This window comes from Escherichia sp. SCLE84 (genome assembly GCF_012584495.1).
GTDB lineage: Bacteria > Pseudomonadota > Gammaproteobacteria > Enterobacterales > Enterobacteriaceae > ECMA0423.
This window is the reverse complement of sequence record NZ_CP051430.1, coordinates 4,719,137-4,744,463: the sequence shown is the minus strand read 5'-3', so window position 1 is coordinate 4,744,463 and position 25,327 is coordinate 4,719,137. Positions and strand designations below refer to the sequence as shown.

Below are 25,327 nucleotides of genomic sequence, written 5' to 3'. Positions count from 1 at the left end.
AATGATCTAAAACAAAATTCACCCGAATCCGCGAGTGCGCAACCTCCAAATTTTGCCAGCTGGATCGCGTTTCTTAGATCATATTTGAAAAAAGATGGAAACATACTTGCAACATTCCAGCTGGTCCGACCTATACTCTCGCCACTGGTCTGATTTCTAAGATGTACCTCAGACCCTACACTTCGCGCTCCTGTTACAGCACGTAACATAGTTTGTATAAAAATAAATCATTGAGGTTATGGTCATGAGCCAGAAAACCCTGTTTACAAAGTCTGCTCTCGCAGTCGCAGTGGCACTTATCTCCACCCAGGCCTGGTCGGCAGGCTTTCAGTTAAACGAATTTTCTTCCTCTGGCCTGGGCCGGGCTTATTCAGGGGAAGGCGCAATTGCCGATGATGCAGGTAACGTTAGCCGTAACCCCGCATTGATTACCATGTTTGACCGCCCGACATTTTCTGCGGGTGCGGTTTATATTGACCCGGATGTGAATATCAGCGGAACGTCTCCGTCTGGTCGTAGCCTGAAAGCCGATAACATCGCGCCTACGGCATGGGTTCCGAACATGCACTTTGTTGCACCGATTAACGACCAATTTGGTTGGGGCGCTTCTATTACCTCTAACTATGGTCTGGCAACAGAGTTTAATGATACTTATGCAGGCGGCTCTGTCGGGGGTACAACTGACCTTGAAACCATGAACCTGAACTTAAGCGGTGCGTATCGCTTAAATAATGCATGGAGCTTTGGTCTTGGTTTCAACGCCGTCTACGCTCGCGCGAAAATTGAACGTTTCGCAGGCGATCTGGGGCAGTTGGTTGCTGGTCAGATTATGCAATCTCCTGCCGGGCAAACTCCTCAAGGGCAAGCATTGGCAGCTACCGCCAACGGTATCGACAGTAATACCAAAATCGCTCATCTGAACGGTAACCAGTGGGGCTTTGGCTGGAACGCCGGAATCCTGTATGAACTGGATAAAAATAACCGCTATGCACTGACCTACCGTTCTGAAGTGAAAATTGACTTCAAAGGTAACTACAGCAGCGATCTTAATCGTGCGTTTAATAACTACGGTTTGCCAATTCCTACCGCGACAGGTGGCGCAACGCAATCGGGTTATCTGACGCTGAACCTGCCTGAAATGTGGGAAGTGTCAGGTTATAACCGTGTTGATCCACAGTGGGCGATTCACTATAGCCTGGCTTACACCAGCTGGAGTCAGTTCCAGCAGCTGAAAGCGACCTCAACCAGTGGCGACACGCTGTTCCAGAAACATGAAGGCTTTAAAGATGCTTACCGCATCGCGTTGGGTACCACTTATTACTACGATGATAACTGGACCTTCCGTACCGGTATCGCCTTTGATGACAGCCCAGTTCCGGCTCAGAATCGTTCTATCTCCATTCCGGACCAGGACCGTTTCTGGCTGAGTGCAGGTACGACTTACGCATTTAATAAAGATGCTTCAGTCGACGTTGGTGTTTCTTATATGCACGGTCAGAGCGTGAAAATTAACGAAGGCCCATACCAGTTCGAGTCTGAAGGTAAAGCCTGGCTGTTCGGTACTAACTTTAACTACGCGTTCTGATAACGCGTTCGCCTGGATAAAGTCACCTGCATAGCAGGTGACTTTAACTCCCCCACTTCACCGAAAGTAGTGTCCTCATTGCTTACCTCCTGAGTTTTGCAAACAGCCTGTTGGCAGCTTGCCCTTTCAAATCAGTAAGTGGTATTCACAGACAAACCTGAAGGGAAATGCATATTTTCAAGCGTTCTGCTCGTCCTTCTCAAAGAGTTTACTTTTCTGAATTTCCAGGATACTCCCCCCCCCCTGGCTATTGTGCGCTCATACACTCAAATTAAAGATAGGTTCTAAATAAATGAGCGTTTTTTGATAGTCTATTTCATTAGGTAATATATATTTGTAACAAATCAATCAAAATGGAATAAAATCATGCTACCATCTATTTCAATCAACAATACCAGCGCAACTTACCCAGAATCCATTAATGAAAATAACAATGATGAAGTTAATGGATTAGTACAAGAGCTCAAAAACCTTTTTAATGGTAAGGAAGGAATAAGCACCTGTATTAAACATCTACTTGAGCTTATAAAAAACGCCATACGAGTAAACGACGATCCTTATAGATTTAATATTAATAATTCCTCAGTTACTTATATTGATATTGGCTCCAATGATACAGACCATATTACTATTGGTATCGACAACCAAGAACCAATAGAATTACCTGCGAACTATAAAGACAAAGAACTCGTCCGTACTATCATTAATGACAACATAGTTGAGAAGACTCATGATATCAATAACAAGGAAATGATCTTCAGCGCATTAAAAGAAATATATGATGGAGATCCTGGTTTTATCTTCGATAAGATATCACACAAACTCAGACATACGGTAACGGAATTTGATGAGAGCGGGAATAGCGAACCAACGGACTTATTTACCTGGTACGGTAAAGATAAAAAAGGCGACTCTCTCGCTATTGTAATTAAAAATAAAAACGGAAATGATTACTTATCTCTCGGTTACTACGATCAGGACGACTACCACACTCAAAGAGGAATTCGTATTAATGGTGATAGTCTCACCCAATATTGTAGTGAAAACGCCAGGAGTGCTTCAGCGTGGTTTGAAAGCAGCAAAGCTATCATGGCAGAATCATTTGCAACAGGTTCCGATCATCAGGTTGTAAACGAGCTCAACGGGGAAAGACTGAGAGAACCTAACGAAGTTTTTAAACGTTTAGGTCGAGCAATAAGATATAATTTTCAAGTGGACGATGCAAAATTTAGACGCGATAATGTAAAAGAAATAATTTCTACTTTATTCGCTAACAAAGTTGACGTTGACCATCCTGAAAATAAATACAAAGACTTTAAGGATCTCGAAGATAAAGTTGAAAAAAGGCTTCAAAATCGCCAGACGGAATATCAAAATGAAATTAATCAACTATCTGCGCCAGGTGTTAATTTTGATGATATTTAAAATTATTTTTCCAGTTTTTTGATTTTTCAACTCCTGAATATCGGAAATAGTCAGTGACGAACATCAGTATTTTTACATCATTACGTCCGGGTCATTGTCGGTTTATCTCCTTTTACTTGTGGTAATTGAGGGATAACAACAAAAAAGGTGAGTATTGCGACTCACCTTTTTTATTTGTTTCTTATTCAGAATCGATATCTTTTAAATCATCCTGAATCGCTTGCGCGTTCGGATTTTCCTGCGGTTTGAGTTCGCCGCCATTAGCGATGAAATCATGACGCTGGAAGTACGCTTCGCGCACCATAATATAAGGATCGGACGACTGACGCAGCAGACCATCGGAATCCAACAACTGCGCACGAGTTTCTATCCCTTCAAGCGTCCATTTACCCACAGACATCGGCCAGGTCAGCCAGGAAAGAACCGGGTAAAGACCATCCGCCATATCACCACCGTCATCACGCAGCGTGAAGCTACCGTAGAACGGTAACTGGACGTAAGGCCCATAACCCACGCCATAATGACCAAGCGTACTACCGAAGCGGTGAGGTTCAGTCCGTTGCAGTTTCGGGTTCGCCATCCCTGCAACATCAATAAAACCGCCCATCCCCAAAATGGTGTTCAGGAAAAAGCGGGTAAAGTGGACCATCCCCTGATAAGGGTCGCCCTGCAAGAAGTAGTTAACCATCACCGCAGGTTCTTCAAGGTTGCCAGTAAAGTTGCTCAAACCGTTACGCGCCGGTTGCGGAACATAATCACGCCAGGCGACAGCGACCGGTCGAACAATATACGGGTCTAATACATTGAAGTTGAAGTTGTACATGGTGCGGTTGAACCCTTCTAACGGGTCAGAACGCCCTTGCTGATCTGTACCGGAACTCGCACACCCCACCAGAAGCGTAGTTCCCAGAGCAAGCGCCGACAGGCGAAGCTTCATAAATGTCTCCCTGTTTTTTTATGGCTTATGCAGTTTGCCATCCATGACGGAACGATACCGTATCCGCCTGTTTAGGTGTGGGCGATTGTAACAGCACGTCAACTGATGTCCAGACGCCCTGATTTGCTGATTTGATCATAGCCTGGTAATCGCCGCCCTGTAGGCTACTTGATTCTATAGAAACAGAAAAAGGCAAACGCAGCCTTTTCTACATTTTCAGAGTAACTCCCGCCAGTTGCGAGCAAAAAAGCCGCTACGCTTTAGCTATACGTGCTAATTCAAGAGAAGAGACCATGGACAACGACAAAATTGATCAACACAGCGACGAAATTGAAGTTGAGAGCGAAGAAAAAGAGCGCGGCAAAAAAATAGAAATAGATGAAGACCGACTCCCCTCCCGGGCGATGGCAATTCATGAGCATATCCGCCAGGATGGTGAAAAAGAGCTGGAACGCGACGCAATGGCGCTACTGTGGTCAGCCATTGCGGCGGGTCTGTCGATGGGCGCTTCGCTACTGGCAAAAGGGATATTTCATGTCGAACTGGAAGGAGTGCCAGGCAGCTTCTTACTGGAGAATCTCGGTTATACCTTTGGTTTTATTATCGTCATTATGGCCCGCCAGCAATTATTTACCGAAAACACCGTGACTGCGGTACTACCCGTCATGCAAAAACCGACAATGAGCAACGTCGGCTTACTTATGCGATTATGGGGCGTCGTGCTGCTGGGTAATATTCTCGGGACAGGTATTGCTGCATGGGCATTTGAATATATGCCTATCTTCAATGAAGAAACTCGCGATGCATTTGTCAAAATCGGCATGGATGTGATGAAGAACACCCCCAGCGAGATGTTTGCCAACGCGATCATTTCCGGCTGGCTGATCGCCACTATGGTTTGGATGTTTCCTGCTGCGGGTGCGGCAAAGATTGTGGTGATTATATTGATGACCTGGCTTATTGCACTGGGTGACACCACCCACATCGTTGTCGGTTCTGTTGAAATCCTCTATCTGGTGTTTAACGGCACGCTGCACTGGAGCGATTTCATCTGGCCCTTCGCACTACCTACTTTAGCGGGGAACATCTGCGGCGGCACCTTTATCTTCGCGTTAATGAGTCATGCACAGATTCGTAACGACATGAGCAACAAGCGTAAAGCAGAAGCACGCCAAAAAGCAGAACGTGCGGAAAACATTAAGAAAAATGATAAAAACCCAGCATAAATGGCGAGGGTTTAAGCAATCGAGCGGCAGCGTACTTACCCCGCAGTCCATTAGCGGGTATACTCATGCCGCATTGTCCTCTTAGTTAAATGGATATAACGAGCCCCTCCTAAGGGCTAATTGCAGGTTCGATTCCTGCAGGGGACACCAGATACCCTTCAAACGAAATCTACCTTCACCCCGTAAAAGATAGGTTTGGCAGCACACTTGCCTTATATCTACTCATTTTTACTGCAACAGGTTGAAATCTCAGCACTGTCAGAAAGCGCTGATGACTAAACAGCCCTGGGCCGGGCGATGTAACCATCACACAGAATCCTGATAGCGAAATATGGCGTGACTCGATACTTCACTCCGCAATGCATTCCTTGATGAATTCGCAGGACCGTGATACACGGGACAGGTCGCTGAATGACGACAATGTCCTGGAAATCAGCGAACCGCGCATCTGAAGTACATTTGAGCGACTGTACCAGAACATGAATGAGGCGTTTGGATTAGGTGATTATTAGCAGGGCTAAGCACTTTAGTATTATTATTTTCCGGTTGAGGGATAGGGAGATATCGACAACAACCGGAAAAGTTTATGTCTATATTGCTGAAGGTACAGGCGTTTCCATAACTATTTGCTCGCGTTTTTTACTCAGGAAGAAAATGCCAAATAGCAACATCAGGCAGACAATACCCGAAATTGCGAAGAAAACTGTCTGGTAGCCTGCGTGGTCAAAGAGTATCCCAGTCGGCGTTGAAAGCAGCACAATCCCAAGCGAACTGGCAATTTGAAAACCAATCAGAAAGATCGTCGACGACAGGCGCTTATCAAAATTTGCCACGCTGTATTTGAAGACGGATATGACACAAAGTGGAACCTCAATAGCATGTAACAGCTTCACTAATGAAATAATCCAGGGGTTAACGAACAGCGCGCAGGAAAGGATACGCAACGCCATAATCACAACACCGATAAGTAATGCATTTTTTGGCCCTACCCGATTCACAAAGAAAGGAATAATCGCCATGCATAGCGCTTCGAGTACCACCTGGAATGAGTTGAGATAACCATACAGGCGCGTTCCTACATCGTGTGATTCGAATAAACCTGCATAAAAGACAGGAAAAAGTTGTTGATCAAAAATGTTATAGAAAGACCACGTCCCCACAATAAATATGACGAAAACCCAGAAGTTTCGATCCTTGAAAACTGCGATAAAATCCTCTTTTTTTACCCCTCCCGCATCCGCCGCTACGCACTGGTGATCCTTATCTTTAAAACACATGTTGATCATCATAAATACAGCGCCAAATAGCGAGACCAACCAGAAGTTGATATGGGGACTGATACTAAAAAATATGCCGGCAAAGAACGCGCCAATAGCATAGCCAAAAGATCCCCAGGCGCGCGCTGTTCCATATTCGAAATGAAAATTTCGCGCCATTTTTTCGGTGAAGCTGTCAAGCAAACCGCATCCCGCCAGATACCCCAGGCCAAAAAAGAGCGCCCCCAGAATTAGACCTACAGAAAAATTGCTTTGCAGTAACGGTTCATAAACGTAAATCATAAACGGTCCGGTCAAGACCAGGATGAAACTCATACACCAGATGAGCGGTTTCTTCAGACCGAGTTTATCCTGAACGATGCCGTAGAACATCATAAATAGAATGCTGGTAAACTGGTTGACCGAATAAAGTGTACCTAATTCCGTCCCTGTCAACCCTAGATGTCCTTTCAGCCAAATAGCGTATAACGACCACCACAGCGACCAGGAAATAAAAAAGAGAAATGAGTAACTGGATGCAAAACGATAGTACGCATTTCTGAATGGAATATTCAGTGCCATAATTACCTGCCTGTCGTTAAAAAATTCACGTCCTATTTAGAGATAAGAGCGACTTCGCCGTTTACTTCTCACTATTCCAGTTCTTGTCGACATGGCAGCGCTGTCATTGCCCCTTTCGCCGTTACTGCAAGCGCTCCGCAACGTTGAGCGAGATCGATAATTCGTCGCATTTCTCTCTCATCTGTAGATAATCCCGTAGAGGACAGACCTGTGAGTAACCCGGCAACGAACGCATCTCCCGCCCCCGTGCTATCGACACAATTAACAGACATTCCAGCAAAATGGTGAACTTGTCCTCGATAACAGACCACCACACCTTCTGCACCTTTAGTCACCAACAGCATGGCGATCTCATACTCTTTTGCCAGGGCGCATATATCCCGATCGTTCTGTGTTTTTCCACTGATAAGTCGCCATTCTTCTTCCGAGAGCTTGACGACATCCGCCAGTTGTAGCGCCTGCCGCAAACACAAGCGGAGCAAATGCTCGTCTTGCCATAGATCTTCACGAATATTAGGATCGAAGCTGACAAAACCTCCGGCATGCCGGATCGCCGTCATCGCAGTAAATGCGCTGGTACGCGAAGGCTCGGCAGACAACGCAATTGAACAGAGATGTAACCATTCGCCATGTCGCCAGCAGGGCAAGTCTGTCGTCTCTAAAAAAAGATCGGCACTGGGGCGGACCATAAACGTAAATGAACGTTCCCCTTGATCGTTCAGATCGACAAGCACCGTGGATGTCCGGTGCCATTCATCTTGCTTCAGATACGTGATATCGACTCCCTCAGTTAGCAGCGTTCTTTGCATTAACGCACCAAAAGGATCATCCCCCACCCGACCTATAAACCCACTTGTTCCGCCTAATCTGGCGATTCCCACCGCAACGTTAGCTGGCGCGCCGCCAGGACAAGGCAGTAGCCGCCCGTCTGATTCTGGCAAGAGATCTACGACCGCATCCCCTAAAACCCATACTTTGGCTGACATTTTTTTCCCTTAAATTCATCTGAGTTACGCATAGTGATAAACCTCTTTTTCGCAAAATCGTCATGGATTTACTAAAACATGCATATTCGATCACAAAACGTCATAGTTAACGTTAACATTTGTGATATTCATCGCATTTATGAAAGTAAGGGACTTTATTTTTATAAAAGTTAACGTTAACAATTCACCAAATTTGCTTAACCAGGATGATTAAAATGACGCAATCTCGATTGCATGCGGCGCAAAACGCCCTAGCAAAACTTCATGAGCACCGGGGTAACACTTTCTATCCCCATTTTCACCTCGCGCCTCCTGCCGGGTGGATGAACGATCCAAACGGCCTGATCTGGTTTAACGATCGTTATCACGCGTTTTATCAACATCATCCGATGAGCGAACACTGGGGGCCAATGCACTGGGGACATGCCACCAGCGACGATATGATCCACTGGCAGCATGAGCCTATTGCGCTAGCGCCAGGAGACGATAATGACAAAGACGGGTGTTTTTCAGGTAGTGCTGTCGATGACAATGGTGTCCTCTCACTTATCTACACCGGACACGTCTGGCTCGATGGTGCAGGTAATGACGATGCAATTCGCGAAGTACAATGTCTGGCTACCAGTCGGGATGGTATTCATTTCGAGAAACAGGGTGTGATCCTCACTCCACCAGAAGGAATCATGCACTTCCGCGATCCTAAAGTGTGGCGTGAAGCCGACACATGGTGGATGGTAGTCGGGGCGAAAGATCCAGGCAACACGGGGCAGATCCTGCTTTATCGCGGCAGTTCATTGCGTGAATGGACCTTCGATCGCGTACTGGCCCACGCTGATGCGGGTGAAAGCTATATGTGGGAATGTCCGGACTTTTTCAGCCTTGGCGATCAGCATTATCTGATGTTTTCCCCGCAGGGAATGAATGCCGAGGGATACAGTTACCGAAATCGCTTTCAAAGTGGCGTAATACCCGGAATGTGGTCGCCAGGACGACTTTTTGCACAATCCGGGCATTTTACTGAACTTGATAACGGGCATGACTTTTATGCACCACAAAGCTTTTTAGCGAAGGATGGTCGGCGTATTGTTATCGGCTGGATGGATATGTGGGAATCGCCAATGCCCTCAAAACGTGAAGGATGGGCAGGCTGCATGACGCTGGCGCGCGAGCTATCAGAGAGCAATGGCAAACTTCTACAACGCCCGGTTCACGAAGCTGAGTCGTTACGCCAGCAGCATCAATCTGTCTCTCCCCGCACAATCAGCAATAAATATGTTTTGCAGGAAAACGCGCAAGCAGTTGAGATTCAGTTGCAGTGGGCGCTGAAGAACAGTGATGCCGAACATTACGGATTACAGCTCGGCACTGGAATGCGGCTGTATATTGATAACCAATCTGAGCGACTTGTTTTGTGGCGGTATTACCCACACGAGAATTTAGACGGCTACCGTAGTATTCCCCTCCCGCAGCGTGACACGCTCGCCCTAAGGATATTTATCGATACATCATCCGTGGAAGTATTTATTAACGACGGGGAAGCGGTGATGAGTAGTCGAATCTATCCGCAGCCAGAAGAACGGGAACTGTCGCTTTATGCCTCCCACGGAGTGGCTGTGCTGCAACATGGAGCACTCTGGCTACTGGGTTAACATAATATCAGGTGGAACAACGGATCAACAGCGGGCAAGGGATCCGCGTCACTCTTCCCCCTTCACGACCTTCAATAATATGCAATGCAGCTTCCCGCCCGATAATGTCATGTGGAAGCTGAATTGTGGTCAGCGGCGGTAAAAACAGATGCCCGACGCCAACCAGATTATCAAAGCCCATTACGGCGACATCCTGCGGGATACGTACCCCCTTCGCCAGGAGAACCTGATAAGCGACAAAGGCTGCGCGATCGTTACCACATATCAGAACATCAAAATCTGGTTTGCCCGGTTTGAAGTGGGCATTGAGTAAACTTGCGAGATCGGTGTAGTGATCATCACCTGTTGCCATGTGAAATTGTTTCACCTCAGCCAGATCTCGTCCAGCATCACGCCAGGCCTGCTCAAATCCCTGCCGACGATACCCTGTTGCCAACGCACTTTCCGGTAGCCAGAAGCATAACGGTTGACGATAGCCCGCCGCGAGCAAATGCTGTGTTGATTCATATTGTGCAGTGTAATCATCAGGGATATAACTGGGTAACGCTGGGTCATCCGCCACACAGTTCGCCAATACAATATTTTCACCATACAGAGACTCAGGCAGCGTGATATGTCGCAGCCCCATTGTAGTATAGATAATGCCATCCGGACGGTGGGCAAGCAGCTGACGTGCCGCGCGGGCAGCGTCATCTTCAGAAAAAATATTGATTAAAAAACTATTCCAGCCGAACTCGCTGGCGGTTTGCTCAATGGCAAGCAGAATATCAACAGAGAAAGGAGTGGTAGCCGTGTCCTGCGCCAGCACGGCGAGAGTCGACGGCTTACGTCCTTGAGCGCGCATCTTACGGGCGGAAAGATCAGGAACATAATTCAGGGTCTGGATTGCCTGCAATACGCGGTCACGCGTTGCAGGACGCACAGATTCTGCATTATGCATCACCCGGGAGACTGTCATCATCGACACTCCCGCCAGGCGTGCGACATCCTTTAATGAAGCCATACCCAAGCCGTTTGCCGTAAAACGGGCACTGTAGCAGAAACAGACGTCACTGGCGAGATCCAACGATATTCTCAACGCCCTATCACCCAACACGGCAATACAATAAAAAATAACAATAATTGCCGGATAATTGTACTCAATTCCGCCTCTGTTCTCGCCAACGAGTAACCATATAGGCAAGTAAGTAAAACATGCCAACTGGCATCGCCAACCTGGAGAAGAAAATATAAATATGGATCATTGTGCTGCCGCTGTATCCCGACATCAGCCCGGAAATTATTGCGATTGCTATCGGTTCAGGTGCAATTGGCTGCACGATCGTTACGGACTCGCTTTTCTGGCTAGTGAAGCAATATTGCGGCGCTACGCTCAATGAAACATTTAAATACTATACGACAGCGACATTTATCGCTTCAGTCGTCGCTCTGGCGGGCACATTCCTGCTGTCATTTATCATCTAAGCGCAAAGAGACGTACTATGGAAAACGCTAAAATGAACTCGCTCATCGCCCAGTATCCGTTGGTAAAGGATCTGGTTGCTCTTAAAGAAACCACCTGGTTTAATCCTGGCACGACCTCATTGGCTGAAGGTTTACCTTATGTTGGCCTGACCGAACAGGATGTTCAGGACGCCCATGCGCGCTTATCCCGTTTTGCACCCTATCTGGCAAAAGCATTTCCTGAAACTGCTGCCACTGGGGGGATTATTGAATCAGAACTGGTTGCCATTCCAGCTATGCAAAAACGGCTGGAAAAAGAATATCAGCAACCGATCAGCGGGCAACTGTTACTGAAAAAAGATAGCCATTTGCCCATTTCCGGCTCCATAAAAGCACGCGGCGGGATTTATGAAGTCCTGGCACACGCAGAAAAACTGGCTCTGGAAGCGGGGTTGCTGACGCTTGATGATGACTACAGCAAACTGCTTTCTCCGGAGTTTAAACAGTTCTTTAGCCAATACAGCATTGCTGTGGGCTCAACCGGAAATCTGGGGTTATCAATCGGCATTATGAGCGCCCGCATTGGCTTTAAGGTGACAGTTCATATGTCTGCTGATGCCCGGGCATGGAAAAAAGCGAAACTGCGCAGCCATGGCGTTACGGTCGTGGAATATGAGCAAGATTATGGTGTTGCCGTCGAGGAAGGACGTAAAGCAGCGCAGTCTGACCCGAACTGTTTCTTTATTGATGACGAAAATTCCCGCACGTTGTTCCTTGGGTATTCCGTCGCTGGCCAGCGTCTTAAAGCGCAATTTGCCCAGCAAGGCCGTATCGTCGATGCTGATAACCCTCTGTTTGTCTATCTGCCGTGTGGTGTTGGCGGTGGTCCTGGTGGCGTCGCATTCGGGCTTAAACTGGCGTTTGGCGATCATGTTCACTGCTTTTTTGCCGAACCAACGCACTCCCCTTGTATGTTGTTAGGCGTCCATACAGGATTACACGATCAGATTTCTGTTCAGGATATTGGTATCGACAACCTTACCGCAGCGGATGGCCTTGCAGTTGGTCGCGCATCAGGCTTTGTCGGGCGGGCAATGGAGCGTCTGCTGGATGGCTTCTATACCCTTAGCGATCAAACCATGTATGACATGCTTGGCTGGCTGGCGCAGGAAGAAGGTATTCGTCTTGAACCTTCAGCACTGGCGGGTATGGCCGGACCTCAGCGCGTGTGTGCATCAGTAAGTTACCAACAGATGCACGGTTTCAGCGCAGAACAATTGCGTAATGCCACTCATCTGGTGTGGGCGACGGGAGGTGGAATGGTGCCGGAAGAAGAGATGAATCAATATCTGGCAAAAGGCCGTTAATAACGTTTCAACGCAGCATCGCAATCCTTTCCCTGGGTGAGCGATGCTGCCGATGGCGCAGACTTAAGATCCCCGGTCTTACCCGCTATAACCCCCTCCTTTTATCATCACCCAACGCCTTTCGCTGTAAACGGCGGTTTCGCAAACCAAACCAAAACCGTAAGTAAGATAAAAGCAATAGCCGCCATACGGAAAATCTCATTTGCAGAAATAGAAAGTGACTGCTGGGTTATTTCATTATTAATTTCATTAAGAACTCCTGAAAGCGAACCATAGTATTTATCCATAATTTGTGACGATGAATTAAACACGGGGTTAAATTGATCGATGGTTGCTGTCAACTGACTATGGTGTAACGATTCGCGTCGTCCCCACAGCGTCATTGTCAACGACGTACCAACTGATCCTGACAAGGTACGAAAAAAATTACTCATACTCGAGGCATTGGCAAATTTATTATCTGGCAAGCCTGAAAACGAAATCGTTGTTAAGGGTAAAAAGAAACAGGCAACGGCGAATCCCTGAAAAAACTGCGGCAAAATGATGCCTGTAAAATCAATCGTTGGCATAAATGTCACAGAACGCCAGTAATAGCAAACCGCATACATCAAAAAACTAAATGTCACTAACAACCGCATGTCTATTTTGTTGCCATAACGTCCTATCAAAGGTGAAATTAATAGTGGCATGATGCCGATGGGCGCATAAGCAAGTCCGGCCCATATCGCATTATACCCCATCGTTTCCTGGAGTAACTGCGGCATAAGGACGATCGCTCCAGAGTAAAATAAATACGCGCATGTGATACTCACAATACCAATGGTGAAGTTACGGGACTTAAACAAACTGAGATCAAGAATCGGGTTCTCTGAGGTCGACTCCCAAATGACTAGAGAGATCAGAGAAATAACTGATACTACTGTTAATATTATTATTGTACTCGAGTTGAACCAATCCAGATCGCGCCCTTTATCAAGCATAATTTGCAAGCCACCAACACCGAGCACTAACAGGGTCAGTCCTGGTAGATTCATTTTGACCGGTGAAGTTTCAGTTTCTCTTCCTTTAAGTAAGGTTAAGCATAATGTCAGGACGATAATCCCCATAGGGACATTGATTAAAAATATCCAACCCCAGCTAAAGTTATCGCAAATATAACCGCCCAATATCGGCCCACATATCGGAGCGATAATCACGGTCATTGACCATAATGCCAGAGCAAATGTTCTTTTTTCTGGTGGATAATTCCTTAATAATAAACTCTGTGACAGTGGAATTAACGGCCCCGCCATTAATCCCTGAACGACTCTAAAAAATATCAGCACATCAAGATTGGTCGATAAACTACACATTAAGGAAGACAGCGAAAAAAAAGTGACTGAAAGTAAAAATAACCTTAATTCGCCTATTCTTTGTGCCAGCCTGCCGGTAACAGGGATCGCAATGGCATTTGCTACGCCAAACGAGGTGATAACCCAGGTGCCTTCGTCTGTTGATGCTCCCAGAAAGCCAGATATTGTCGGTATTGCGACGTTAGAAATAGTGGAATCCAACATTTGCATAAACGTCGCTAATGACAATGCAATAGTAACGCACCATAACGTCCCACCGGTTAATGGTGCCGGAGTCGATTTAGTGATTGCCATTAAAGTTGTCCATTATGCGAAATAATGTTGCTAATTTCTTTTTCTATCGGACTGGTATCGATAACTAAAGCCTTACTGGTATAAGCCGGCATGGACGTCACGGTTGAAGCCAGATCAGGCATCTCAGCAATGTCTTCGTTCTTCGTATCAATAGTTGCAGTCATCGATAAACCAATGCGTAAGGGGTGTTCCATGAGTTCTTTTGGATCAAGAGAAACTTCAACCGGTACACGCTGAACGATTTTGATCCAGTTCCCTGTCGCATTTTGTGCAGGTAATAAGGAGAACGCATTGCCGGTTCCCATATTGATCCCTGTCACCCGACCATGAAACACAACATTTTCACCATAAAGATCGCTGATAATATTGACTGATTGACCAATCCGTACATCCGTGAGTTGTGTTTCTTTAAAGTTGGCATTAACCCACATTTGACGTGCCGGTACGACAGCCATTAACGATTGTCCGGGACTCACTGTTTCGCCGACCTGAACACTCCGCTGGGCAATATAGCCAGTAACCGGACTCCTTATATCCGTACGTTTAAGCGCCAACCAGGCTTCTTTAGTTGCATCCGCCGCTTCCACGACTTGTGGCTGACGGTTTAATGGTGTGTTCATTACTAAAGCTTTATTCGCTTTATAAGCCTGGATAGCGGCATTCAGTGCCGCTTTGCTACTTATTAACGTATCTTTGGTATGCTCCAGCGTTTCTTTTGAAATAACCCCCTGCTTCGCTAACGGTACTCGACGGTTATAATCTTCTAAAGATTGTTGATACTGAATACGTGCTGAAGCGACTTCGGCACTGTATTGTTTATCCTGTAAGTACAGTTTATTCGTTTGCCGAACAATATTTGCCAGATTATTTTTAGCTTTATTGAGTGCGATAGTGGCATCAGTTTTATCCAGTGAAACTAAAATGTCACCTTGTCGAACGTAGTTCGTATCTTTATGATTAACGACAGTGACACTACCTGAGACTTGTGCAGAAATTGGATCTGCATTCCCCGTGACATAGGCGTCATCTGTACTAATCATGTCTTCTAATTCCATTGACCAATAGGCATAGGCACCTGAAAACGCAATAAATAAAACTACCGCCAATAAAGAAAAGTATTTTCTTCTGTTAGAATGTTTTTTATTTGAATTAATCTGTTCCACTATTATCTCTCATTTCTCATAGATGAAATTTATGAATTGAATGAAAAGAGCATTCATTCTTCATATCAAACACAGTGCATGTGTTGCACATTATCCCAGGAACGTTGGAGGCCTAATTTAAATGAGGTGCAAAAAAAACAACAGAGGACTAAACCGTGGCTTTTGCAATACAATTCTTACGCCTGTAGGATTAGTGAGAAGACTTATAGTGCTAACTTGAAACTATAAATCATCGGTATAATCCCTGATTTTATTGTTGACATTTCATTTATGCCGACTATTTATATGGTATACTTGTCGAATTATCTTAAAGGAAGCTCAGATTTTCTTATTTTTATTGAGAAAATGAGATGACGCCTTATGTCTGTATTACTACAGGGAGAAGGGAGATGCTTCATTGCAAAGGGAATAATCTATGAACGCAATAATTATTGATGACCATCCTCTTGCTATCGCAGCAATTCGTAATTTATTGATCAAAAACGATATTGAAATCTTAGCGGAGTTGACTGAAGGGGGAAGCGCCGTTCAGCGGGTGGAAACACTTAAGCCTGATATCGTCATCATTGATGTCGATATCCCCGGAGTTAACGGTATCCAGGTGTTAGAAACGCTGAGGAAGCGCCAATATAGCGGAATTATTATTATTGTCTCCGCTAAAAATGACCATTTTTACGGGAAACATTGTGCTGATGCTGGCGCTAATGGATTCGTGAGTAAAAAAGAAGGCATGAACAATATCATTGCGGCTATTGAAGCTGCAAAAAATGGCTACTGCTATTTCCCCTTCTCTCTCAACCGGTTTGTTGGAAGTTTAACGTCCGACCAGCAAAAACTCGACTCCTTATCGAAACAAGAAATTAGTGTCATGCGGTATATTCTTGATGGCAAGGATAATAATGACATTGCTGAAAAAATGTTCATCAGCAACAAAACTGTCAGCACTTATAAAAGTCGCCTGATGGAAAAATTAGAATGTAAATCACTGATGGATCTTTACACATTCGCGCAACGTAACAAAATCGGCTAATCACATGAAGTTTTTACCCTATTTTTTTCTTCTCTGTTGTGGTCTTTGGTCGACCATAAGTTTCGCAGACGAAGATTACATCGAATATCGTGGCATCAGTAGTAACAACCGTGTCACACTTGATCCAGTACGTCTGAGCAACAAGGAATTACGTTGGTTAGCGAGCAAAAAAAATCTTGTGATTGCAGTACACAAGTCCCAAACGGCTACCTTGTTGCATACCGATTCGCAGCAACAGGTTCGTGGTATTAATGCTGATTATTTAAATCTTTTAAAAAGAGCGTTAAATATCAAATTAACACTCCGGGAATACGCCGATCATCAAAAAGCAATGGACGCGCTTGCAGAAGGTGAAGTCGATATAGTGTTATCACATTTAGTTACTTCGCCGCCTCTTAATAGTGACATTGCTGCAACCAAACCATTGATAATTACCTTTCCGGCGCTGGTAACCACCCTTCACGACTCAATGCGACCGCTTACCTCACCAAAACCAGTAAATATTGCTCGGGTAGCAAATTACCCCCCAGACGAGGTAATTCATCAATCGTTTCCAAAAGCAACAATTATCTCTTTTACAAATTTATATCAGGCATTAGCATCCGTATCAGCCGGACAGAATGATTACTTTATTGGTAGTAACATCATTACCAGCAGTATGATTTCCCGCTATTTCACTCACTCCTTAAATGTAGTGAAATATTATAACTCGCCGCGTCAATATAATTTTTTCTTGACCAGAAAAGAATCCGTCATTCTTAATGAAGTACTCAATAGATTTGTTGATGCTTTAACAAATGAAGTTCGCTATGAAGTTTCACAAAATTGGCTTGATACAGGAAACCTGGCCTTTCTGAACAAACCATTAGAACTCACTGAACATGAAAAACAGTGGATTAAGCAACATCCCGATTTAAAGGTGCTGGAAAATCCTTACTCTCCTCCCTATTCTATGACGGATGAAAATGGCTCGGTTCGGGGCGTTATGGGGGATATTCTTAATATTATTACCTTGCAAACAGGTTTAAATTTTTCTCCGATCACCGTTTCACACAATATCCATGCCGGAACACAGCTTAACCCCGGTGGATGGGATATAATACCTGGCGCTATTTATAGTGAAGATCGAGAAAATAATGTTTCATTTGCAGAAGCTTTCATAACAACGCCATACGTTTTTGTCATGCAAAAAGCACCTGACAGTGAACAAACATTAAAAAAAGGAATGAAAGTTGCCATTCCATATTATTATGAGCTGCATTCGCAATTAAAAGAGATGTATCCGGAGGTTGAATGGATACAGGTCGATAATGCCAGCGCTGCATTTCACAAGGTTAAGGAAGGTGAACTTGATGCTCTGGTCGCGACACAGTTAAATTCGCGTTACATGATCGATCATTACTATCCTAATGAACTTTATCATTTTCTTATTCCTGGCGTTCCGAATGCATCGCTTTCGTTCGCTTTTCCTCGCGGAGAACCGGAACTTAAGGATATTATTAATAAAGCACTGAATGCAATTCCCCCAAGCGAAGTTCTGCGCCTGACGGAAAAATGGATTAAAATGCCCAATGTGACCATTGACACATGGGACCTATATAGCGAGCAATTTTATATTGTTACGACATTATCCGTTTTATTAGTTGGCAGTAGCCTTTTATGGGGATTCTACCTGTTACGCTCAGTTCGTCGTCGTAAAGTCATTCAGGGTGATTTAGAAAACCAAATATCATTCCGAAAAGCACTCTCGGATTCCTTACCGAATCCAACTTATGTTGTAAACTGGCAAGGTAATGTCATTAGTCATAATAGTGCTTTTGAACATTATTTCACTGCGGATTACTACAAAAATGCAATGTTACCATTAGAAAACAGTGACTCACCCTTTAAAGATGTTTTTTCTAATGCGCATGAAGTCACAGCAGAGACGAAAGAAAATCGAACAATATACACACAGGTATTTGAAATTGATAATGGCATCGAGAAAAGATGCATTAATCACTGGCATACATTATGCAATCTTCCTGCAAGTGACAATGCAGTATATATTTGTGGTTGGCAAGATATTACTGAAACGCGTGATCTAATTAATGCACTCGAGGTAGAAAAAAATAAAGCGATAAAGGCTACCGTAGCAAAAAGTCAGTTTCTGGCAACGATGAGTCACGAAATAAGAACACCAATAAGCTCTATTATGGGCTTCCTGGAACTTCTGTCGGGTTCTGGTCTTAGCAAGGAGCAACGGGTGGAGGCGATTTCACTTGCCTACTCCACCGGACAATCACTCCTCGGCTTAATTGGTGAAATCCTTGATGTCGACAAAATTGAATCGGGTAACTATCAACTTCAACCACAATGGGTCGATATCCCTACTTTAGTCCAGAACACTTGTCACTCTTTCGGTGCGATTGCTGCAAGCAAATCGATCGCATTAAGTTGCAGCAGTACATTTCCTGATCATTACCTGGTTAAGATCGACCCTCAGGCGTTTAAGCAGGTCTTATCAAATTTACTGAGCAATGCTCTCAAATTTACCACCGAGGGGGCAGTAAAAATTACGACCTCCCTGGTTCACATTGATGACAACCACGCTGTTATCAAAATGACGATTATGGATTCTGGAAGTGGATTATCGCAGGAAGAACAACAACAACTCTTTAAACGCTACAGCCAAACAAGTGCAGGTCGCCAGCAAACAGGATCTGGCTTAGGCTTAATGATCTGCAAAGAATTAATTAAAAATATGCAGGGCGATTTGTCATTAGAAAGTCATCCAGGCATAGGAACAACATTTACGATCACAATCCCGGTAGAAATTAGCCAGCAAGTGGCGACTGTCGAGGCAAAAGCAGAACACCCCATCACACTACCTGAAAAGTTGAGCATATTAATCGCGGATGATCATCCGACCAACAGGCTATTACTCAAACGCCAGCTAAATCTATTAGGATATGATGTTGATGAAGCCACTGATGGTGTGCAAGCGCTACACAAAGTCAGTATGCAACATTATGATCTGCTTATTACTGACGTTAATATGCCGAATATGGATGGTTTTGAGTTGACTCGCAAACTCCGTGAGCAAAATTCTTCCTTACCCATCTGGGGGCTTACAGCCAACGCACAGGCTAACGAACGTGAAAAAGGGTTAAGTTGCGGCATGAACTTATGTTTGTTCAAACCGTTGACCCTGGATGTACTGAAAACACATTTAAGTCAGTTACACCAGGTTGCGCATATTGCACCTCAGTATCGCCACCTTGATATCGAAGCCCTGAAAAATAATACGGCGAACGATCTACAACTGATGCAGGAGATTCTCATGACTTTCCAGCATGAAACGCATAAAGATCTACCCGCTGCGTTTCAAGCACTAGAAGCTGGCGATAACAGAACTTTCCATCAGTGTATTCATCGCATCCACGGTGCGGCTAACATCCTGAATTTGCAAAAGTTGATTAATATTAGCCATCAGTTAGAAATAACACCTGTTTCAGATGACAGTAAGCCTGAAATTCTTCAGTTGCTGAACTCTGTAAAAGAACACATTGCAGAGCTGGACCAGGAGATTGCTGTTTTCTGTCAGAAAAATGACTAAATAGCGGCTCCCACAATGTTCAAATGTGGGAGCTATTTACCAGCACATCTTACATTTATGATGAGAACTCCTGGCGAATTTGTTCCCCATGCTGGTCGAGCGTTGCCGCTCCCGGCATAACATGCGGGTCCGCGCAGCCGCTGATTTTTATCGGATTACCCGGCATCATTATTCCCCCGGCTTCAATCAACATATTTCTCGCCTGAGTTTGTGGCAATTTAATGGCCTCAGCCACACTTAATAACGGCGCGACGGGTACACCAACTTCATGTATTCTGGCTAACCAAACTTCAGCTGCCTGCGTTTTTAACGTCCGCTCAATATATTGTTTAAGAATAGCCTGGTTTTGTACGCGTAAAATATTGCTGCTAAATCGGGGATCATTAACCAGTTCCGTAAGCTCCAGTGCCTGGCATAACGCAGAAAAAAGCTTGTCATTACCACAACAAATCGTAATCGGCTTATCCTGAGTATTGAAAACATCAAAAGGTGCCATGTAGGGATGGCGATTTCCCAGACGTTGTGGTGACTTCCCAGTTGCGATATATGCCATCAGACCATGCTCCAGAAAACTCAGCGTGGCATCAAACATCGCTATATCGACATGCGCCCCTCTCTGGCTCTTTTCGCGGCCATAAAGTGCACTCACTATTCCGCTGAATAAATAGACACCGCCGCATAGATCCGCAAGAGAGGTACCAACGCGCACTGGCGGAGCATCAGGATATCCTGTTTCCATCATTATCCCGCTCATTGCCTGAATGATGGTATCGTAGGCAGGAGCATCTTTTAGCGGACCGGTATGTCCGAAACCTGACGATGAAGCATATATGAGGCGCGGGTTGATTTCTTGAAGCGTTTCCCATGAAAACCCCAGTTTTTCCATTGTACCTGGGCGAAAATTCTCAGCTAATACATCAGCTTGTTTGAGCATATTTATAAATATACTTTTATCGTGATCATTCTTTAAATCAAGAACCACACTCTCTTTGCCATGATTAATAAAACTGTAATAGAGTGACTGTCCATCCACATAGGGACCAAATGTGCGGGTATCATCACCATGACCCGGCGGCTCAACTTTAATTACCCTTGCGCCCATATTACAAAGAAGTTGAGTTCCGAAAGGTCCATTAAGGACATGTGTCATATCGATAACTAATAAGCCTTCAAACGGCCCTTTGCTTTCATTATTTGTCATTTGCTTATGCCTTGAAAAAAGCCGAAGGTGAAAAGACACTTCGGCATTTATGTAAAATCAATAACATGATTAATTATGAAACCAGTCGACTGACATAAATCCACAAGGGAGCCGTGACGACAAAGCCCAGTACGCTCACAGCCAATGACGCTGTACCAGTACGGGTGTAGACATTAAACCGGCTGGCAATAATGATTCCGGAGAATGCCGGCGGTAATGCGCCTGCCAGTACCATCATCTGCAGATGTTCGCTGTTCAAATGACATGCCATACCAACGAGAAGCAGTGCCAGTGGCATCAGAATCAGCTTCAGGAAGGTGTTATAAGCAATTTCGGCACTGAACTCGAATTTATGTGCAGCCAGAGTCAACCCCGCAGCGAATACCGCTACCCCTGAGTTAGCCTTCGCAATCAGATTAAAGGTTGGGTCCCATGCTGCCGGAATTTTTACCCCAACCAACACCAGGATCGTTGCCAGAACAGGTGCCCATACTACTGGCTCCTTTGCCGCAGAAATTAATGCGCTCAGATTACTATTCTTCTTACCATCCGCTCCTGAGGAAGGATTCAGCAAATACAGACCAATAGGAATAGTAATTGCGTTAACAATAATAGAAATAATTGCTACCACTAAACCTGTTGATACGGAATCACCATAAATAGGATCGAGAACTGCAAACCCCAGGAATCCAATGGTAGGTGAACCCGCAATTAATGCACATACAGCTGCTTCTGCATGGGTACGTTTAAAAAATTTGTAGCAACCAAACCAGGAGAAAAAGAAACATCCGACAATAACCACAAGTGATACAAGGGTCAGACGAGTGTCCGCAAAAATCATTTCCCTGTTTGCCCGGGTAATAGAAACAAATAGAGCCGCAGGAAGAGCGTAGTTTAATACCAGTTTATTAAATGCGCGGGCTTGATCTTCTGAAAAAGTTTCTCGTCTGCCGCTAAAATAACCCAACAGCATGATTACGATAATAGGCAATAAATCGCCAATAAAAAATGTTAGCATAATAGTATTTCCGATAAGGGTCCCCTCACCATCGCATAATGAGTTGGCAAGAGGAGACGATGTCAGTATTTAATTACCAGCGACTTGTTTTGGGTTAAGTTTGGTAATATGGCCACTTTCAGTTCCTGCTGCAGGGTCGATGACCACATTAATAATGGTCGGTTTGCGCGACTGAATACCGGTGGTTAAAGCATGACGAAGTTCATCTGTCGTGGTGACGTTATAGCCAACGCCACGAAACGCATCCATTAATTTGTCATACCTTGCATGGTGCAACAGATCCGTTGGTGATGGTGCACCAGCGCCACTGAGATCAACACCGTCTCCTCTGTAGATGCCGCCATTATTAAAAATAACGATCGTCACCGGCAGGTTATATCGACAAATCGTTTCAATTTCCATCCCACTGAAACCAAAAGCACTATCACCTTCAATGGCGACAACCGGAGAACCAGAAGTCACGCTAGCACCGATGGCATAGCCCATACCGATGCCCATGACACCCCAGGTACCACAATCCAGACGACGACGTGGTTTATACATATCAATAATATTTCGTGCATTATCCAGGGTATTTGCACCTTCATTAACTAAATAAATATCCTGGTTCTCGCGCAATACGTCGCGCACAGCACTTAATGCATTAAAGTAATTTAATGGTTGAGTATCTGTACTTAATTTTTCATGCATTTTTTGTGCATTTTGCTGCTTGTGGATATTTAAAATATCGCGCCATACCAGTGGAGTCGTAAATGTGTTTTGTTTCAGTTCTGCCAGCATACCTTGCATACTGGATGCAATATCACCAACGACTGGCACAGCAATGGGGCGGTTGCTGTCAATTTCCTGCGGTTCAATATCCAGTTGAATAAACTGTGTATCTGCCGCCCATCCTTTTTTACCGTGTGCCAATAACCAATTCAGTCGTGCACCAACAAGCATGACAACGTCAGCATTTGCCAGGGCAAACGAACGCGCAGCTGCCGCAGAAAGTGGATGCGTATCTTCAAGGATCCCTTTCGCCATAGACATTGGCAGGAATGGAATCTGAGTACTTTCAATAAATTCACGAAGCTGTTCATCAGCTTGTGAATACGCCGCGCCTTTGCCAAGGATAATTAATGGCCGTTCAGCTTTTGCTAAAAGCGAAATTGCGCTAGTGACTGACTTCGGGCATGGCAATAATGCTGGCGACGGATTTTCAACTTTAACAATCGTGGTTAACGCTTCGTCTTTTTCCATCGTCGCGGCCAGGACATTTGCTGGCAAATCAAGATAAACTCCGCCAGGGCGACCCGATACAGAGAACCGGATAGCGCGTGCCAATGCAATGCCAAGATCCTGCGGCTGATTAACGCGAAATGCTGCTTTGGCATACGGTTTTGCCGCATTCATTTGGTCCAGCTCTTCATAATCACCTTGCTGTAGGTCGACGATCGCGCGGTCGCTGGAGCCGCTAATCATGATCATCGGAAAACCATTTACCGTTGCGTTGGCCAATGCGGTCAAACCATTGAGGAATCCTGGCGCAGAAACTGTCAGGCAGATCCCCGGTTTTTGGGTAAGAAAACCGCTTGCCGCAGCGGCATAGCCTGCCGACTGCTCATGACGAAAACCAATATAACGAATGCCTTCCGCCTGGGCATGGCGTGCCATATCCGTCACAGGAATACCTACAACACCATAAATAGTGTCAATATTATTCTGTTTTAATGCTTCAACGATGATATGCATACCATCTGTCATTTGAAGTTGATCTGACATGATTAATAACCTCGAAATTTTTATAAATTGGGAGCCAGAAGCCCCCGTTAATATCAGATGGCGTGGTTTTGCTTCATTGCAGCAATTTCATCGTCGCTATAACCCAGCTCCTGCAATACAGCAGCGGTATGTTCACCTAATAGCGGCGCAGCTTTAATATCCGGCGTAAAGGCAGAGAATTTCATTGGACAACCAACGGTCAGATATTTTCCACGCAACGGTTGTTCCACTTCAACAACACTGCCACTTTGGCGCAAAGAGGGATCAAGTGAAATTTCTTTCATACTTAAAACCGGTGCACAAGGAATATCAAACTGAGTCAAATAGGCCACCGCTTCATGTTTATCAATAGTGACAGTGTATTTTTCGATTTCAGCAAAAATATCGAAAATATGTGGCTGTCGTGCATGGGCTGTACTGTATGCCGGATCGGTAATCCATTCTGGTTTGCCGATGGCTTTACAGGTGTTTTCCCAGTTTTGCTCCTGAATAGTGAAATAAATATAGGCGTTAGGATCGGTTTCCCAGCCTTTACATTTCAGGATCCAGCCAGGCTGACCGCCACCACCTGCATTACCACCGCGGGGAACTGCATCACCAAATGTACCATTCGGATACTGCGGGTATTCTTCCAGATAACCCAATTTATCGAGACGCTGCTGGTCACGTAATTTCACGCGGCAAAGGTTCAATACGGCATCCTGCATTGACATGGTGACTCGTTGCCCACGCCCCGTTTTTTCGCGATGCAGCAAAGCAGCAAGTAAACCGATCAGCAAATGCATTCCGGTGTTGCTGTCACCCAACGCTGCAGCGCTTACCAGCGGCGGACCATCCCAAAAACCCGTAGTGGATGCCGCGCCACCCGCTGCCTGAGCAACGTTTTCATAGGCTTTTACATTCACATAAGGCGAACACTCATCAAACCCTTTGATCGAACCAAAAATCAGACGTGGATTGATTTCTTGAATATGCTCCCAGGTGAAGCCCATGTGATCAATGGCCCCTGGATGAAAGTTCTCGACTAAGATATCAGCTTCGCGGATCAGCTTTTCCATTACCTCTTTGCCTTCCGCTGTTTTGGTATTTAACTCAATAGAACGTTTGTTACTGTTAAGCATGGTGAAGTAAAGCGCATCGATATCAGGAATATCTCGCAGCTGGTGACGCGTTACGTCACCAACGCCGGGACGTTCAATTTTAATAACGTCAGCGCCAAACCAGGCCAGCATTTGAGTACAAGATGGGCCAGATTGCACACCGGTGAAATCGAGAACTTTAATTCCTTGAAGTGGAGTTGACATAGCAATACCTATTAGTTAATTAAATATGTGTTAATTTAGCGTTTATTTAAGGCGTAATATCTTCTATAAATAACCTGCAAAATATCGTCGTAGCTGCACTCGATATTTTTAAAATCCTGTATCAAGTGCTGAAAATCATTTCATCGC

General features: G+C 45.0%; 17 protein-coding genes, 1 tRNA gene and 1 pseudogene. 9 read left to right on the top strand and 10 right to left on the bottom strand.

All coding sequences use genetic code 11. The features are described from left to right. Nucleotides 1–244: 244 nt before the first annotated feature. Nucleotides 245–1,585 carry a long-chain fatty acid transporter FadL gene (gene fadL / locus HGD79_RS23060; RefSeq protein WP_001296861.1) on the top strand — a complete coding sequence of 447 codons (1,341 nt, stop codon included), beginning with the start codon at nt 245–247 and terminating at the stop codon, nt 1,583–1,585. A gap of 366 nt (nt 1,586–1,951) precedes the next feature. Beyond that, a complete protein-coding gene (gene yfdF, locus HGD79_RS23055; RefSeq protein ID WP_000937843.1) occupies nt 1,952–3,010 on the top strand; it encodes a protein YfdF in 1,059 nt (352 codons plus the stop codon). 181 nt (nt 3,011–3,191) lie between these two features. Here yfdF and mlaA read toward each other — a convergent pair whose 3' ends face one another. After that, nucleotides 3,192–3,947: a phospholipid-binding lipoprotein MlaA gene (gene mlaA / locus HGD79_RS23050; RefSeq protein ID WP_000776768.1), complete on the bottom strand. Its 756-nt coding sequence runs from the start codon at nt 3,945–3,947 to the stop codon at nt 3,192–3,194. Between the two features lie 293 nt (nt 3,948–4,240). On the opposite strand from mlaA, the gene HGD79_RS23045 reads away from it, so the two are divergent. Together HGD79_RS23045 and HGD79_RS23040 are read left to right on the top strand one after the other, a co-directional pair. After that, on the top strand, nt 4,241–5,173 hold the full coding sequence (locus HGD79_RS23045; RefSeq protein ID WP_000368131.1) for a formate/nitrite transporter family protein: 933 nt from the start codon (nt 4,241–4,243) through the stop codon (nt 5,171–5,173). Between the two features lie 75 nt (nt 5,174–5,248). Next, nucleotides 5,249–5,323, top strand: a tRNA-Arg gene (locus tag HGD79_RS23040). Between the two features lie 440 nt (nt 5,324–5,763). Here the strand turns inward: HGD79_RS23040 and HGD79_RS23035 are convergent. Next, a complete protein-coding gene (locus tag HGD79_RS23035) occupies nt 5,764–7,011 on the bottom strand; it encodes an oligosaccharide MFS transporter (protein ID WP_001197016.1) in 1,248 nt (415 codons plus the stop codon). A gap of 71 nt (nt 7,012–7,082) precedes the next feature. After that, nucleotides 7,083–7,997 (bottom strand): aminoimidazole riboside kinase, encoded by a 915-nt coding sequence (locus tag HGD79_RS23030; RefSeq protein WP_001274887.1) that lies wholly within the window; start codon nt 7,995–7,997, stop codon nt 7,083–7,085. A 215-nt stretch (nt 7,998–8,212) separates the two neighbouring features. Between HGD79_RS23030 and cscA the strand changes: the two genes are divergently transcribed. Further along, a complete protein-coding gene (cscA, locus tag HGD79_RS23025; RefSeq protein ID WP_000194515.1) occupies nt 8,213–9,646 on the top strand; it encodes a sucrose-6-phosphate hydrolase in 1,434 nt (477 codons plus the stop codon). Nucleotides 9,647–9,653: 7 nt separating this feature from the next. Here cscA and HGD79_RS23020 read toward each other — a convergent pair whose 3' ends face one another. Further along, complete coding sequence (locus HGD79_RS23020) at nt 9,654–10,649, bottom strand: LacI family DNA-binding transcriptional regulator (protein WP_001342524.1); 996 nt, start codon at nt 10,647–10,649, stop codon at nt 9,654–9,656. 242 nt (nt 10,650–10,891) lie between these two features. Here HGD79_RS23020 and HGD79_RS23015 point away from each other — a divergent pair. Both HGD79_RS23015 and dsdA read left to right on the top strand, forming a co-directional pair. Then, nucleotides 10,892–11,110: pseudogene (locus tag HGD79_RS23015) on the top strand (D-serine transporter DsdX); the annotation flags it as partial. Nucleotides 11,111–11,127: 17 nt separating this feature from the next. Continuing rightward, the gene (gene dsdA / locus HGD79_RS23010) at nt 11,128–12,456 is read left to right on the top strand and encodes a D-serine ammonia-lyase (RefSeq protein WP_000426426.1); all 1,329 of its coding nucleotides are present in this window, start codon (nt 11,128–11,130) and stop codon (nt 12,454–12,456) included. A 107-nt stretch (nt 12,457–12,563) separates the two neighbouring features. On the opposite strand, the gene emrY is transcribed toward dsdA, so the two are convergent. Together emrY and emrK are read right to left on the bottom strand one after the other, a co-directional pair. Next, nucleotides 12,564–14,102 (bottom strand): multidrug efflux MFS transporter permease subunit EmrY, encoded by a 1,539-nt coding sequence (emrY, locus tag HGD79_RS23005; protein ID WP_001018714.1) that lies wholly within the window; start codon nt 14,100–14,102, stop codon nt 12,564–12,566. After that, nucleotides 14,102–15,265 carry a multidrug efflux MFS transporter periplasmic adaptor subunit EmrK gene (gene emrK / locus HGD79_RS23000; RefSeq protein ID WP_000435174.1) on the bottom strand — a complete coding sequence of 388 codons (1,164 nt, stop codon included), beginning with the start codon at nt 15,263–15,265 and terminating at the stop codon, nt 14,102–14,104. Before emrK ends, emrY begins: the two co-directional genes overlap by 1 nt. Nucleotides 15,266–15,680: 415 nt before the next feature. Here emrK and evgA point away from each other — a divergent pair, with 415 nt between their 5' ends. Then, complete coding sequence (gene evgA / locus HGD79_RS22995; protein WP_000991370.1) at nt 15,681–16,295, top strand: acid-sensing system DNA-binding response regulator EvgA; 615 nt, start codon at nt 15,681–15,683, stop codon at nt 16,293–16,295. Nucleotides 16,296–16,299: 4 nt separating this feature from the next. Beyond that, nucleotides 16,300–19,893 (top strand): acid-sensing system histidine kinase EvgS, encoded by a 3,594-nt coding sequence (gene evgS, locus HGD79_RS22990; RefSeq protein ID WP_139496426.1) that lies wholly within the window; start codon nt 16,300–16,302, stop codon nt 19,891–19,893. A gap of 55 nt (nt 19,894–19,948) precedes the next feature. Here the strand turns inward: evgS and yfdE are convergent, their stop codons facing one another. The 4 genes from yfdE to frc all read right to left on the bottom strand — a co-directional run bounded on the left by yfdE (nt 19,949) and on the right by frc (nt 25,180). Beyond that, the gene (yfdE, locus tag HGD79_RS22985; RefSeq protein WP_001296867.1) at nt 19,949–21,094 is read right to left on the bottom strand and encodes a CoA:oxalate CoA-transferase; all 1,146 of its coding nucleotides are present in this window, start codon (nt 21,092–21,094) and stop codon (nt 19,949–19,951) included. 73 nt (nt 21,095–21,167) lie between these two features. Next, on the bottom strand, nt 21,168–22,112 hold the full coding sequence (gene yfdV / locus HGD79_RS22980; protein ID WP_000955028.1) for a transporter YfdV: 945 nt from the start codon (nt 22,110–22,112) through the stop codon (nt 21,168–21,170). A 69-nt stretch (nt 22,113–22,181) separates the two neighbouring features. Beyond that, the gene (oxc, locus tag HGD79_RS22975; RefSeq protein ID WP_168848511.1) at nt 22,182–23,876 is read right to left on the bottom strand and encodes an oxalyl-CoA decarboxylase; all 1,695 of its coding nucleotides are present in this window, start codon (nt 23,874–23,876) and stop codon (nt 22,182–22,184) included. Nucleotides 23,877–23,929: 53 nt separating this feature from the next. Beyond that, on the bottom strand, nt 23,930–25,180 hold the full coding sequence (gene frc / locus HGD79_RS22970) for a formyl-CoA transferase (RefSeq protein WP_000106759.1): 1,251 nt from the start codon (nt 25,178–25,180) through the stop codon (nt 23,930–23,932). Nucleotides 25,181–25,327 lie beyond the last annotated feature (147 nt).